Consider the following 14,157-nt stretch of genomic DNA (forward strand, 5'->3'; position numbering starts at 1 on the left):
CTGAAAAGACACTGAGTGATGTGTTGTGGAGAGCGCGCAAATAATCAAATAACAACTACTTTTAAATTTCCACACCAGCCATTTTCCGGGCAGCCGGGGAGTCGCAGAATTGATCGCGCCCTCCCGGCATAACGCCAAGCCCTTCTAGGAGAAAAGAGATGACAACTCGGAAAGCGGTACGAAAAAGTCACCGCCAGGGCATTAGCTGGCACACTCTGTTCTCTGTCGTTGTACTGACTACAGTGATTACTGGATGTAAAAGCCAGCAAACCCAATCACAACCACCGGCGATGCCCTCTTCCAGCTCGCAATCTCAGTCTCAGAGCAGCGCCTCATCAAGCAGCAGTTCTAGCAGTAGTTCACAGAGCTCTAGCCAGTCACAGTCCAGTAGCAGTGGTGGGCAACCCAGTAGTCGTTCTTCGAGCCAACCCAGCGCGAATATGCCAACGGCACAGCGAGAGTCCCAACAAAAGTCCGGAACAGCTTCCAGTGAAAATCAACGTTCCTCCCGTGAACCCTCAGCAGGTGATAGCATGCCGGAGGCAGATTCCCGCAATCGCTCTCCATCATCCCCTGTCTACACTGATTCACAGCAATCTCCGGATGAAAGACGTACGCCTCCAGATCCCTCTTCTAGCCAGGACGGCACCCCGCCGGATGAGATCGACTTCTCCGAGGAGGAGCAAACAGCTTCGGCTTCAAGTAGCTCCCCATCAAGTAGCTCCTCATCAAGTAGTTCTTCCTCGAACAGCTCCTCGTCGAGTAGTTCGGCCTCAAGTAGCAGTGCGTCCACCAACGGTCAACCCAGTAATGGCTCTACTCGCGCTGGCAGTGCGCCCAATGAAGTTCCCAGTACAGCCGCGGAGAGAGTCGCAGAGCTTGAGGGCCGCTTCGAATCCACCATGGTGAGCTACGACGGCATGATCCTGCGTGAACGGGACTATGTCCGTAACAGGCCTGGTTCCGCTTCAAAAGAGGGCGAGGAAGAGGCAATGGATGAAGCGCCACCGGGAGAATCACTGGAAGATCTCATTGAATCTGCGGAAGCCGAAATCCCCCCTCCACCCGGAAGCGGAGCACCCAGCGGCGGGGGCCCACAGCAAAACAATTCCAGCGGCCAGGTAACAGGCCCCGGTTTACCCACTAAGGGGCGCCAAGGGGAGTACAACCACAGCGGCTCACAGCCAGTGGTGCCTGCAGATATTCCCAGTGGTACCGATGACGATGTAGTGGCAAGACAAATTCGTGAAGCCGCCACACGGGAGACCGATCCTGAATTACGGGAAAAGCTCTGGGAAGAGTATCGAAAATATAAAAATGCGACGAAGTAGTTACAGAGGACGCATAGATGGCACTTTTAACTCGAAAAAACTATCGCTGTTTATTTACAGCTCGGCTCGCATTGATAACTGCTGGGTTACTGCTAGCACTACTTAGCGGATGTACCACAACCGAAGTACGAACTACTGCATTTACTCCCCTCACCATTGAGGACAAAAATATTGCGGAAGAGCGCCTGCTGGACGTCGGCGTTATCCAGTTCGATCCCGGTATAGACACTGTTGAAGTTGACGAAGACACCCTGGTCTTTCCCGAATTACGCCAGGCTGAGTCCCGCTTTATGGCAGTTACCCTGGCTGACTCATTGCAGTCCAGCCTGGGTTGGGGGGCAGTGAGAGTTATCCCATCTGCCCGCACCAATATTGATGTAACAGTTTCTGGAAAGATAATCCAATCCGATGGTGAAATTCTCACCATGGAAGTGACCGTTACCGATTCCCGTGGTCAACGCTGGTTTACCAAGGAATATTCGGAATACGCTTCTCACTACGCCTATGATCGTAAGCACCCTACTGAAGGAGATGCCTTTCAGGGAATCTATAACCGGGTTTCCAATGACATGTTGAATTATCGACAAGGGCTATCCAATCAACAGATTGCTGAAATCCGCACTATCTCTGAGATGCGCTTCGCCAGGAGCTTTTCCCCCGAAGCCTTTACGCGCTATCTGCAGCAAAGCCAAGAAGGTATTTATTACCTGAGCGCTCTACCTGCAGAAAATGATCCTATGTTGCAGCGAGTACGAAAAATCCGTGAGCGCGATTATCTATTTGTGGACACACTCCAGGAATACTACGGCACTTTTGCCAAAACCATGGAAGTACCCTACCAGGAGTGGCGAGCACGGAGTTATGAGGAAGTTCGGCAAATGCGCGAACTCAAGCGTAAAGCCCGCAACCACACCATCATGGGGGCCGCGGCCATTATCGGCGGTATTGCCGCAGCCGGTGCAGGAGGAGGCAGTGCCCAGGCTGCTGGACAGGTAGGTATTGGTGCTGGCGGTTATTTAATTAAGAGCGGCTTTGATCGTCGTGCAGATGCCAAGATGCATCTGGAAGCTCTGCAGGAATTGGGAGACTCGATGGAGGCTGAAGTCGAACCACAAATTGTCGAACTGGAAGATCGCACCGTCACCCTGAGCGGCACAGTAGAGAACCAATATCGTCAGTGGCGGGAAATCTTGAAAGAAATTTATGAAGCCGAAACAGCGTCTTCCGAAACCAGTATATGAAGTGCAGACCTTATCGAGGTAAACCGGTCAGATTTTAACCCTTAGCAAGCACCCAAGATCTTCACTGGGTAACTTAATAAAACGGCGGAATCACTATGCAGCACCGCAATAACACCAAGGAAGATTCAACTCCGATCGAGCCCGCAGAGTTTAGCTTTGGCGGTGAGGAAGCTCGCATCCCCAAGAAAACCAGCCCTAAAACTGACAAGCCGGAAAGAGAAAATTCATACTGGCCTTTTTTGCTGGGGGCAGTAATGCTCAGTGGCTTGGTAGGGGTTTTCTGGGGACTTCCCCAAATTGTGCAAACTCCAAAATTACAAACCGATAAAATGGCTGTTGCCAAAACAATAAATACACCAGAGGAAGATCCGGCACAGGCATCCCCCTACTCCGATGCTGAAATCATGCAGCAACGCAGGGATGTGCAAAAAATTCTGCAAGATATTCTCGCCCTTAAAGAGGAGCTACAAGAACGTCAAGTTGAGTTATGGGCATTCGAAGATTACTACTCCGCTGAAGACCTAGCTCTAAAGGCTGATAGCCTTTATCGAAAAAGACAATTCATGCAAGCCCTGGAAAAGTACCGGGAATCCTTACAAGCACTAGAGACATTGCGTGACAGTATTCCCGAGCGAATTGAGTTACACCTTAGCGAGGGTAAACGTGCTTTGGATATAGGGGATAAGGATTCTGCACTAGATGCATTTAATCTAGTACTTACTATCTCTAAAGATCACCCAAGAGGTCTCAAGGGACTTGAGCGGACCGATAAATTACCCTCTGCCTGGTGGAGATATATTCAGGCAAAAGACGCCTACTCCGATTCCGACCTAGACCAAGCTAAGTCATCTCTTGAGCAATCACTCTCGGTTGACCCTGAGACTGTTGAAGCTCAAGCATTACTGGCAAGGGTTGAAATAGAAATTACTGAGAGAGACTATCAAAAGGCTATGTCTTCGGGCTACGCAGCGATTGCCGATAAAAATTACACATCCGCTAAACAATTCTTCAATCAAGCGCAAGCATTAAAGCCTACAGCTAAAGCACCGACCATTGGCTTACAACAGGCAAAAAATGGTATGGAGCGGGAGAAAATTAATAAACTACTGAGCTTGGCACGCTCACAGGAAAAAAAAGAAGATTGGCGTGATGCTCTTAAAAGTTATACGGCCTTGTTGAAAAAGGATAGTAGCCTGGTTGCTGCAGTTACGGGGAAGGCACGCTCTTCTGCCAGGGCCAAATTAGATGATCAGTTACAAGAATTACTCAAAGACCCCCTTACCCTTAGCGAAGGTAAGCGCAACCACTTTGCCCGCACTGTCTTAGCCGATGCACGTAAAGTAAATGGTCAAACACCACGCTTAGTTCAGCAAATAGAAGACCTAGAAAATGCGCTTACCCAAGCTCTGATACCTCTACCCGTTCGTTTCAAATCCGATCGTAGTACCAGTGTCACGATTTACCATGTTGGACGTCTGGGTAATTTTGACCAACGAGAAATCGCCTTAAAACCCGGTCGCTACACAGCCATTGGTACCCGCGATGGGTATCGGGATGTACGGCGTGAGTTCATTGTAAAACCCGGAAAACCTGTCACCGAAGTGGTCATTCAGTGCGCAGAGAAAGTAAACGGCGCTAATAATAGCTGAAGACAAGAACCCCTGAGCGAGATGAAAATCCAATAAAGAAGATATTCGCAAGGGGCAAATCCTGAGATGAATCAGAAGATTCATTCACAGGAAAAGAGGTGTTCTGTGACAAACGGCTCGCTGATCGCCAACCCTCCGGTGGCAGCGAGCTAAGCTTTATTTCACACAAAAAAACATCCAACCCAGCCTTGGTATCGGCTGCGCTTTAGCGTGTATTTCATCGGTGCCAGATTATTGCGATAACTCCATAACGACACAGCAATAGGGAAGTGTAAATGGCAGTGAAAGAGGCGGTCTCAGTTCGTGATAATGAGCCTGTAGTCGATGACTCACCTCTCATCGAACCTATAGGTTTCACACCGGTTCAAGTCAGCTCTAACCGTGCTCGCCTGTTCCTGTCCAAACGTGCACTGGTAGTAGCGGCCTGCCTGTTATTAAGTCTCTTGGCGCTGACCTACTTAGTCATCGCCCGCTCCCTCATATTTGAAACCGTGCCTAACAATGCAAAAGTCAATATTGATGGCTTTGCCCTGCCACTGGGAGATGGACATCTGGTGCTTCCCGGCAACTACAGTTACACCATCAGTGCAGATGGTTATTTATCCAAGAGTGGTGAAGTTGAAGTCGACAGCGATGGGCACAGCCGCCATGCAGTGACCCTGGATAAGCTGCCAGGCCATCTGCAAGTTGAAACAATCCCCCCGGTTCCAGTCAAAGTAATAATCAATGGCAGTGAAGTGCCCAATACAAACGGACTGGTGGAAAATATACGCCCAGGTTCCCTTCGGGTAACAATTCTCTCCGATCGTTATCTCCCCTATACCCAAGTAATCAAAGTCGAGGGGCTCGACAACACTCATCGCTTGCAAGCAAAACTTCGTCCAGCCTGGGCCAATATACGTATTAGTAGTAATCCCCCAGGTGCCACTGTCACCTCCAATGGAAAAATTCTTGGCACAACACCTCTCAATACAGAGCTGGTGCAAGGGGATAGGGTTGTCTCCATCTCCCTACCAGAACATAAAACTGTCGATGTCTCAATAGCCGTTACCGCCGGTGTGGACCAAGCCCTTCCCACGGTAAATCTGGGCCCAGCCGATGGACTGTTACGAGTTGTTTCAATTCCCGAAGGCGCCAGTGTAACTGTTGATGGGGAGTTCCGCGGACACACTCCTCTTGAACTTGAATTGTCATCAGGAGAAGCTCATCGATTACGCTTTTTTAAAGAAGGTTACGCCTCTGTAGTACACACCATAGACCTTTCCGCCGGAATGGAACGGGATCTCAGCGTTAACTTAAATGCCGTGTACGGTAGGGTATTTGTAACGAGTGTACCCACTGATGCAGAGGTTTATATTGATGGGCAATATGCGGGTAAAAGCGGACAGTCATTCAACCTCCCAACGAAAAGTCACAAAATTGAAGTGAGGAAGAATGGCTACCAAGCATTTGATACCAGAGTAATCCCAAGCGACAAGCTGGAGCAGACGGTACGCGCAGTATTGTTGACCAAAGAGCAGGCTCGCTGGCAGCAGGTTCCGGCATCCTATCAACATGGCGCGAATGGAACCATGAAGTTAATGCGCCCCAATGCTGTATTCACCATGGGATCCTCACGACGTGAACAAGGGCGCCGTGCCAATGAGGTGATGCGCCAAGTCGCTCTCAATCGTCCTTTTTATATCGGAGCCACCGAAGTCACTAATGGAGAATTCAGGCGCTTTAAACGTATGCATACCTCAAGGCATGTGAATGGAGTTAGTCTGGATAATGACAACCTGCCTGTCGTCAATGTCAGTTGGGCCGATGCGGCTTTATTTTGTAACTGGCTCAGTGAACGTGAAGGTCTAAACCCTGTATACCTAACCGAGCGCGGTAAAATAGTTGGGTTTGATTCAGCGGCAGATGGCTATCGCCTTCCCACAGAAGCCGAATGGGCCTGGTTAGCACGCTATGATAAGGGCATCATGCGTAAATACCCCTGGGGCAATGAACTACCTATCGGCGCCAACTCTGGTAACTATGCTGACAGCCACGCTGCCAAGCTGGTCCCGGCAGTATTACGCACCTATAGCGACCGCTATGCAGCCACCGCTCCCGTCGGCAGTTACAGTCCAAACCCTCTTGGTATATACGACTTGGGTGGCAATGTTTCTGAATGGATTCACGACCTCTATACCATTGGTACCGGACTCTCATCGCGCCTGGAAGAAAATCCGATTGGCCCACAGGATGGCGACTACCATGTAATTCGCGGCTCCAGCTGGCGTCATTCAGGGTTAACCGAACTGCGTTTATCTTACCGTGATTATGGCGAAGCTCCCCGCAATGATATTGGATTTAGGGTCGCGCGCTGGATTAATTAAAGAAGGAGTGAAGATGTTCAGGATCATTTTAATACTCATCATTCTTTTACCCTCTTACTTATTTGCCCAGGAGAAAGAAGATACCAATGAGATGACCGTTGCTCAGGCGAACAAGGAGAAAACAGAAAAAAACAAACGCAAGGGCAATCGTTCAGATGATTACAAGTCTTCAGAAGAAATTTCTGAAGACTTATCTGTTTCCTATCCTGTGGATATTTAAAAGAGAAGCCGCCAAGGGCACCACCATGAAATTCAAATCCTCAGACTTTGTGTTCCAGATATTTGCTCTGCTGGGATCCATTATCCTGGTTCACGCTATTTATGTTGCCATCATTCGCCCTAACGCAGATGCCTTGATAGAAGAACAGCTTGCACGGGAGGCAGCAGGAGAAACCTACGTTCAGCAACGTTCCATTTATATTGTGATGAAAGACTACGAGCAGGAAGCTTGCTTTGTACTGATGCTGTGGGCCATGGCAATCATGGGCCTAAAGGCACACCGCAGCATACGCGAGCGCAAACTGCTCGATAAAGCCCTTCTTAATATCAGCGAAGGCACACCTATATTACCCGAAGACACCCGCGACCTGTCCCGTCCCATACAAGCACTACCCGAAGAGGAACGCAGTTATCTCGTGCCAAGAGCACTGCTCACCGCGCTACAAAGATTCGGTTCTACCAAAAATGTGGCTGCGGTTTCCAATTCGGTGAAAGAAGTGTGCGAAACAGAGGGCGATCGGCTCGACTCGGAATTAGCAATGGTGCGCTATATCACTTGGGCAATTCCCTCGATCGGGTTTATCGGAACCGTGCGCGGCATCGGCGAGGCACTTTCTCAAGCCCATAAAGCAGTAGAGGGTGATATTGCCGGGGTTACCGTAAGCCTTGGGGTCGCCTTCAACTCAACCTTTATTGCCCTGGTGATCAGCATTGTCATTATGTTTTTTACCCACCAGTTACAGCTTATGCAAGAAAGACTGGTCTTGGATACACAGAACTATTGCGATAACCGCCTGCTGAGATTTCTCAAAATCAGCTAGCCGAACTCAAAATTATCATCTCGGATATTCGCCGCGAGGAATACTCCATGGGACAAGGTGTCCTTGAAATCAATGACTGTGGTTTAAGAGTTTTTATCGATACCACGGAAGTTCTGGAAAGCCCCGGTATTGCGGTAATTGAACCGGGACGTATTCACATAGGCACCGCAGCGCAAATGCGTGCCCGCAGTCACCCCACCCAAGTCAACAACCAGTTTTGGCGAAGGCTGAGTTTAGAATCCTTAAAATCAACCAACCAGCGCTGCCGCCACCATGCCGATCTTGCCTACTGCCACTTACAAGAAATATCTGAACACTGTGATCTTCCCGAAGAATTGGTGCTAGCAGTACCAGGCAATTTTACCCGCGAGCAATTAGCGCTGTTACTCGGGATTATTAAAGAAAGCAATATGAATGTGGTTGGCCTGGTTGACTCTGCCAGTGCTGCTATTGGTGACTTGGCCCCCGCTGGATTGCAAATGCATGTAGAACTGCAACTACATCAAACTCTCGTTTCCCGTATTTCGGTGGATAACCAAGCCACCGTAAAATCATCGGAGAGTGTTGCAGATGCAGGCCTATGTCATTTTCAAGAGGCCTGGGCAAGAGTTTTCACGGATGCTTTCGTTATGCAGTGCCGTTTTGATCCACTGCACTCTGCAGAATCCGAACAGCAACTCTATGATTTGATGCCCCAGTGGGTCAGCCGCGCAATGAGTCAGGGGGAAGTTCTTGCAGAGTTAGATGATCGTACGGCAAAAATATCTTTGCGCCAACTTCAGGACGCTACAGCTCCTATTCTTTCCCGTGTTCGGGCAATGATTGAAAACCTTGCAGATAGTGGCAGTGTGAGCTTTATATCCCATCGCTGGGCAGAAATTCCCGGTGGTCTGCAGATAGCCCAACGTATGCATCTTCTATCCAGGGACAGCACTGCCCAATCTATTAAGAATCGCTGGAAAGAGTTGCGCAGTCCTGACTCTGCTTTGCGATTAGTGAGCAGTGTCAGAGCCGCCCCAGAAAGTGAAATCAGCCTGCATTTAGAGGCACCTTCAGAAGCCGTAGCCACACATCTTTTATATGGCCATCGCGCCCTTGCCGCACAACAGCCACTATTTGTTTTCTGGCACGAAGATAAATTTCAGGTTACTCCCACCCCTCCTGAGCACCCAGCAGCAACGGTTACCAACCATGCGGGGCGTCTTGCATTAAGAGTAGATGCGGGAATTCGTCTGATGCTTAACGGTGAGGAAATTGCAGCACCGGTTAACCTAAACGCCGGAGATAAGATCGGAATTGCGGATCGCCATGACGTCATAACTGCAATCAGTGTGGAACGCTATGAGACGTAAACAGCGTCGCTTTTCTACCTTCAGCTTATCTTTTCTAGACATCATGTCCTGTGGATTTGGTGCGGTTGCACTGATTTTTCTAATTATCAAGCATGGCTCCGATCACGAAATCGAAGTAGAAACTGAGGACTTGAGCGCTGAAGTCAACCTGCTACAGGAAGAGGTTGAAATTGGGGAGGAGCACCTTGTATTGGCACGCAACACCTTGGATATCGTCAGCGATGAACTCGCAGAGGCACAAGGACTTGCACGTCGTATACTCGAACAAATAGAGGAGGTAAAAGGCAATATTGCCGAAGTGGACAGTATTGATGAAAAGGAAGACATAAAAAGATTACAAGACAAGCTCAAAAAATTAGAACAGGCCAAAAAGGACTTGGAGGAAGAAAATAAGAAGCTCGGTAACAATGTGCGCAAATATAGTGGAGATGGTGACCGTCAGTACCTTACAGGGCTGCGACTTGGTGGTAATCGCATCCTGATTTTACTTGATGCCTCTGCTTCAATGCTCGGTGATGAACTTATCAAAGTTATTCGCGCCCGCAATATGTCATCAAGGGTTAAACGTCAGACAGAAAAATGGCGTCGGGCCATCAATACCGTTTCCTGGCTCACCGCCCAGTTACCACCAGACAGTCAGTACCAGATCTATACTTTCAATACATCTTTTCGCGCCGCAATCACCGGGACGGAAGATAGCTGGCTCAATGTAGATGATCGTGACCAGTTGGATAAAGCAATCAAACAATTGGATGAAATCGTGCCAGAAAATGGCACTAGTTTAGAAAGGGTATTCAATGCCATTCACGCCATGACACCTTTACCCGATAACATTATTTTGATCACCGATGGCCTGCCTACACAAGGTATGAAGCCACCCAGAAGTGCCACTGTCTCAGGTAGGGAACGCCGTAATTTATTCAAACGTGCGGTTAAAGTGCTTCCCAAGAATGTTCCGATCAATATCATTCTCACTCCAATGGAAGGTGACCCTTTCGCGGCCAGTGAATACTGGAAACTGGCCATGCAAACTCAAGGATCTTTTCTCGCCCCATCAAGGGATTGGCCATGATTGGTTCTTCAAAGAAAAAGCGCCAAGAAGAATTCAGCATCTCCTTTCTCGATGTCATTTGCTGTGGATTTGGCGCTATTGTATTGCTGTTAATGATTGCCAAAACAGCCGAGCCCATTGTATTGGAAGAAGCTGAGATAGATCTGGAAGCTCAGGTTATAGAGCTTCAAGAACAAATCGCAGAAATTCGTGGTGAAACCACCGTCCTCAACCGGGACCTCAATGCTAAGCGCGAGCAGATTGACATTGAGCGCAAGCGCATTGCCAATCTACGTGGAGAACTTCAAGCTCTGCAGGCCGTCTACGCCAGTAAAACGGAAGGACAAAGCCAGGAAGGCAAGTTGAAGGGTGAATTGACTATCGCTCTTCAGACGATGACCGAAGAAATGCGTCGCCTACTCGGCGAAAACTACCAGCGTAAAAATAATGTCATAGGTGGTATACCAGTCGACAGTGAATACATTCTTTTCATTATCGACACCTCCGGCAGTATGTTTAACTATGGTTGGGACCGCATGATGGCGGAAATGGTCAATACTTTAGACCTGTATCCCAACGTCAAAGGTATTCAGGTAATGAATGACATGGGGGATTACATGTTTTTCAATTACCGCAACAAGTGGATCCCCGATACCCCTGGACGTCGCCAGGCGATCCTCCAACGATTAAAAACATGGAACCCTTTCAGTAACTCTAGTCCTGTAGAGGGCATACAAAAAGCCGTGCGTAGTTTCTACGATCCCAGTAAAAAAATTAGCATCTATGTATTAGGTGATGAATTTACAGGGAAATCAATTCGCAATGTCATGTTGGCTGTGGATCGAGTCAATGCCCAACATGGAGAGGGAAAACGCAATATTCGCATCCACGCAGTAGGGTTCCCAATACAGTTTTCCAGGCCTCCGCATTTGCAAACTACCGGATTACGTTTTGCCGCGCTGATGAGAGAACTAACCTATCGTAATGGTGGCACTTTTGTTGGACTTAATGATTTTCGCTAGCTGATTGTTATCAGGAGTCATGCATGAAGCACAGGATAAAGGAGACACCCACATTTCATCTGGCGATTGTGGTTTTTCTCTCTCTAATTGTTACGGCCTGCTCCCATACGGTTCAGGTTGAAGGAAACTATCCCGCCCCTGTAGGTCATCAATTTCCACTCTCAGTGGGTATCTATCTGAGCGAGGATTTCAAAAATTATACCTATCAGGAGGATAGTGAGGACCGAGAGGAATGGAAAATAAATACTGGCAGAGCACAGGGAAATCTATTTGAAACTGTTCTCCGCTCTATGTTTGTCAATACTATCTCACTTTCTGAATACCCTAAGGATGTCCCCGCTAATGTTGAGCTTGTTATAGTTCCGGAAGTCCGTGAACTTCAGTTCACCATGCCCAGAGAAACAAGAGTCAATATTTTTGAGGTGTGGATCAAATATGATATGAACGCCTATGACTCCCAGGGGAACCAAGTTGCCAACTGGGTGATAACTGCTTACGGTAAAACACCAACCGCCTTTTTACAGTCCCAAGAGCAGGCCTTAACCCAGGCAATCAATATTGCTCTTCGCGATGCAGGTGCAACCTTATATACAGGTTTCGAAAAGGTTCCCGAGCTACAGGCATTTCTCTCTGGCAGGATTAGATCTGCGTCATTACAGGAATTTAAAGTAAAGTCCCCACAGGCTGAATAGAGGGTTTCATCGTGTTCAAGCCATTAATTGTTATATCCCTGCTCATCCTTAGCGGATGCACCACTGTAGTTATTGATGAATACAGACGTAGCGATGGTGAACTTGCGGCTGGGGATTCCGTGGTGATATTAGGGCGTCGCCATTCCAGTGATTACGAAACGGAACCCAATCTTATCGACTGTGTCGGCAGAGAATTACACAATCCTGAGATGGGGGTTAATATTATTCCCGAAAAAGAGTTTGTCGATCTTATGTATCCCTGGTTCGAGCCAAGAACCGCCCCCATGCATGTACGTTCACTCGATCGCCTTATGGAAAACAAAGAGGTCCGTGAACGTATGGAGTCTTATGGAGTGAAATACATCGTCTGGATAGACGGCTCCACAGAAACCACTGCCAGTGCCGGCTCAATAAGCTGCACGATCAGTACTGGCGGAGCTGGTTGTTTCGGTTTCGGTACCTGGGATAAGGAATCTGACTATGAAGCATCAGTATGGGATTTTCGCGATCGAGAGCTGTCCGGAAAGCTGAGCGCAGATGCCAAAGGCACATCTTATATGCCCGCCATCGTAATACCAATCCCCCTGATCGCACGGGTACAAAACAATGCTTGTAAAGGGATGGCCGTGCAACTACAGCAATTTTTGGTACCCGCAGCAGGCACCAGTTCTTAAACAATAAATAAGCAGGGAGGCAGGGTTAATGCAAAATTTCTTTCGGTGGTACGTCTTTTTATTGGTCCTTGTATGTACTGCATGTGCTTTCAACCCGGCCACCAACCGACCCGATCTGGTCTTGATGTCCGAGGATAAAGAGATTTCTATCGGCAAAGAAATGCATGAAAAGCTGATCGAAAGCACCCCTATCTACCAGGATCCAGTACTCACCGCCTATGTTGACCACGTAGGGCAAAAAGTAGCGGCAGCCAGCGATAGGCCCGACATTAAGTATCACTTCACGATTATCGATAGCCAGGATATCAACGCTTTTGCCCTACCTGGAGGCTATGTATATATCAATCGCGGCCTGCTGACTTACCTTCACTCCGAAGCAGAAATGGCAGCTGTGCTCGCCCATGAGATAGGCCATATCACTGCACGCCATGCCGTTCGTCAAAAAACCGCTGCCACTGGTGCCAGTGCCGCATCAGTATTATCTGTATTGGTAACAGGCAGCCGCGTTGTTGGTGATGCAGCAAATCTCTGGAGTACTGCTGCGGTGAAAGGTTATGGGAGGGAAATGGAGTTGGAGGCAGACCGCTTTGGTGCGCAGTATATGTTCAAAGCCGGTTATGATCCCACCGCAATGCTCAATGTAATTGGCATACTAAAAGATCAGGAAATCTTCGCCCGCAGACGGGCGCGTGTGGAGGGTAAAAAGCCGCAGACATATCATGGCGTTTTTTCTACTCACCCACGCAACGATATTCGTCTACAGGAAGTAGTCAAGGCCGCAGGTACCCTACCTGAAGAGAGCAAGGATGTTAAAGTAGCCTATTACCGTGAAAAAACTGATGGTCTTGTTTACGGTGATAATGCCAGGCAATCCAATAAAAATCGTTTTAATCATAAACGTTTAGGCTTCTCACTGCTGTTTCCTGATGGTTGGACAGTAGCCAATCAACGCTCCTCCATCGTAGGCACAGCTCCTGACCAATCAGCAACAATTACGATTAAGGTCGCTAAGCGTGAGGGGAATCAACCCGCAGATATGGCCTTGCGTGAGCAGTACGATTTACGCAAGCTGGAACAAGATGAAAAACTAAATCAATACCGACTAGAGGGACACACAGGTAAAGTCCCACCACTTGAAAAGAATAATATTGATCTAGATCGAGTTGCAATTATCTACTATGGCAGCCGTCAATTTATGCTGGAAGGTAAAGTGGCCAATGCATCATCGCAGAAAAAGGATGATCTTGAACATTATGACACACTATTTTTAACCAGTATTCGCAGTTTCAGACCCTTGCGGGAAACCGATATTGTAGAGAAGGATATAAGACGACTGCGCTACGTAAAAGCCACAGAAAAAACTACCTTTTCCTCCCTGGCACGACACATGGAAATTGGTGAATATGCTGAGGAACAGCTCCGACTTCTCAATGGTTATTATCCTCGGGGCGAACCAGAGCCCGGTGAATGGATCAAAATAATCCAGTAAAAAAGCTACCACCTTTCAATTATTCTTGGCATTTGTAGCAATATTCTGTATACCTGAAAAATACCGTATGGAAAATTAAATAATAACTTACGGAATTCACTATACGTGCAGAATTTTTCATTCTCCATAAAGACCCATTGGTCTACCTTACTCACAATTGAAGAACACTCTATGCCAGTAACATCAGTGGTGTATGGATACTTTAATTAAGTGTGTAGAAACATATTCACAACTTATGCACAGTACAATG

General features: G+C 48.0%; 12 protein-coding genes. All 12 read left to right on the forward strand.

Annotated elements, in window-relative coordinates; genetic code table 11:
• Nucleotides 1-158: 158 nt before the first annotated feature.
• The 12 genes from ACJJH9_RS16555 to ACJJH9_RS16610 all read left to right on the forward strand — a co-directional run bounded on the left by ACJJH9_RS16555 (nucleotide 159) and on the right by ACJJH9_RS16610 (nucleotide 13,907).
• Complete coding sequence (locus ACJJH9_RS16555; protein ID WP_444923405.1) at nucleotides 159-1,331, forward strand: hypothetical protein; 1,173 nt, start codon at nucleotides 159-161, stop codon at nucleotides 1,329-1,331.
• A gap of 17 nt (nucleotides 1,332-1,348) precedes the next feature.
• On the forward strand, nucleotides 1,349-2,572 hold the full coding sequence (locus tag ACJJH9_RS16560; protein ID WP_444883770.1) for a hypothetical protein: 1,224 nt from the start codon (nucleotides 1,349-1,351) through the stop codon (nucleotides 2,570-2,572).
• A gap of 95 nt (nucleotides 2,573-2,667) precedes the next feature.
• Nucleotides 2,668-4,221, forward strand: a complete 1,554-nt coding sequence (locus ACJJH9_RS16565; protein ID WP_444923406.1) for a tetratricopeptide repeat protein — start codon at nucleotides 2,668-2,670, stop codon at nucleotides 4,219-4,221.
• A gap of 275 nt (nucleotides 4,222-4,496) precedes the next feature.
• A complete protein-coding gene (locus tag ACJJH9_RS16570) occupies nucleotides 4,497-6,587 on the forward strand; it encodes a PEGA domain-containing protein (RefSeq protein ID WP_444923407.1) in 2,091 nt (696 codons plus the stop codon).
• 13 nt (nucleotides 6,588-6,600) lie between these two features.
• Nucleotides 6,601-6,807 carry a hypothetical protein gene (locus ACJJH9_RS16575; RefSeq protein WP_444888021.1) on the forward strand — a complete coding sequence of 69 codons (207 nt, stop codon included), beginning with the start codon at nucleotides 6,601-6,603 and terminating at the stop codon, nucleotides 6,805-6,807.
• Nucleotides 6,808-6,832: 25 nt separating this feature from the next.
• Nucleotides 6,833-7,627, forward strand: coding sequence for a MotA/TolQ/ExbB proton channel family protein (locus ACJJH9_RS16580; protein WP_252084571.1), 795 nt, complete (start codon nucleotides 6,833-6,835; stop codon nucleotides 7,625-7,627).
• Nucleotides 7,628-7,674: 47 nt separating this feature from the next.
• Complete coding sequence (locus ACJJH9_RS16585) at nucleotides 7,675-8,979, forward strand: hypothetical protein (RefSeq protein WP_252084570.1); 1,305 nt, start codon at nucleotides 7,675-7,677, stop codon at nucleotides 8,977-8,979.
• Entirely contained in the window at nucleotides 8,969-10,051 is a 1,083-nt protein-coding gene (locus ACJJH9_RS16590) for a VWA domain-containing protein (protein ID WP_444923408.1), read from the forward strand. Before ACJJH9_RS16585 ends, ACJJH9_RS16590 begins: the two co-directional genes overlap by 11 nt.
• Nucleotides 10,048-11,052, forward strand: coding sequence for a VWA domain-containing protein (locus ACJJH9_RS16595; protein ID WP_252084568.1), 1,005 nt, complete (start codon nucleotides 10,048-10,050; stop codon nucleotides 11,050-11,052). Before ACJJH9_RS16590 ends, ACJJH9_RS16595 begins: the two co-directional genes overlap by 4 nt.
• Nucleotides 11,053-11,075: 23 nt before the next feature.
• Nucleotides 11,076-11,744, forward strand: a complete 669-nt coding sequence (locus ACJJH9_RS16600) for a hypothetical protein (protein WP_444883764.1) — start codon at nucleotides 11,076-11,078, stop codon at nucleotides 11,742-11,744.
• An 11-nt stretch (nucleotides 11,745-11,755) separates the two neighbouring features.
• Nucleotides 11,756-12,418, forward strand: coding sequence for a hypothetical protein (locus ACJJH9_RS16605; RefSeq protein ID WP_444899086.1), 663 nt, complete (start codon nucleotides 11,756-11,758; stop codon nucleotides 12,416-12,418).
• A gap of 28 nt (nucleotides 12,419-12,446) precedes the next feature.
• Nucleotides 12,447-13,907, forward strand: coding sequence for a M48 family metalloprotease (locus ACJJH9_RS16610; RefSeq protein ID WP_444923409.1), 1,461 nt, complete (start codon nucleotides 12,447-12,449; stop codon nucleotides 13,905-13,907).
• Nucleotides 13,908-14,157: the final 250 nt, after the last annotated feature.

The sequence above is a fragment of the Microbulbifer mixtoriginis (SeqCode) genome (assembly GCF_052466715.1).

Bases quoted from the DNA above. Each gene is read 5' to 3' on its own strand.
- ACJJH9_RS16560 (WP_444883770.1), top strand. From the start codon at position 1,349: ATGGCACTTTTAACTCGAAAAAACTATCGCTGTTTATTTACAGCTCGG.
- ACJJH9_RS16590 (WP_444923408.1), top strand. From the start codon at position 8,969: ATGAGACGTAAACAGCGTCGCTTTTCTACCTTCAGCTTATCTTTTCTA.
- ACJJH9_RS16585 (WP_252084570.1), top strand. From the start codon at position 7,675: ATGGGACAAGGTGTCCTTGAAATCAATGACTGTGGTTTAAGAGTTTTT.
- ACJJH9_RS16600 (WP_444883764.1), top strand. From the start codon at position 11,076: ATGAAGCACAGGATAAAGGAGACACCCACATTTCATCTGGCGATTGTG.
- ACJJH9_RS16570 (WP_444923407.1), top strand. From the start codon at position 4,497: ATGGCAGTGAAAGAGGCGGTCTCAGTTCGTGATAATGAGCCTGTAGTC.
- ACJJH9_RS16555 (WP_444923405.1), top strand. From the start codon at position 159: ATGACAACTCGGAAAGCGGTACGAAAAAGTCACCGCCAGGGCATTAGC.
- ACJJH9_RS16610 (WP_444923409.1), top strand. From the start codon at position 12,447: ATGCAAAATTTCTTTCGGTGGTACGTCTTTTTATTGGTCCTTGTATGT.
- ACJJH9_RS16565 (WP_444923406.1), top strand. From the start codon at position 2,668: ATGCAGCACCGCAATAACACCAAGGAAGATTCAACTCCGATCGAGCCC.
- ACJJH9_RS16580 (WP_252084571.1), top strand. From the start codon at position 6,833: ATGAAATTCAAATCCTCAGACTTTGTGTTCCAGATATTTGCTCTGCTG.
- ACJJH9_RS16595 (WP_252084568.1), top strand. From the start codon at position 10,048: ATGATTGGTTCTTCAAAGAAAAAGCGCCAAGAAGAATTCAGCATCTCC.
- ACJJH9_RS16575 (WP_444888021.1), top strand. From the start codon at position 6,601: ATGTTCAGGATCATTTTAATACTCATCATTCTTTTACCCTCTTACTTA.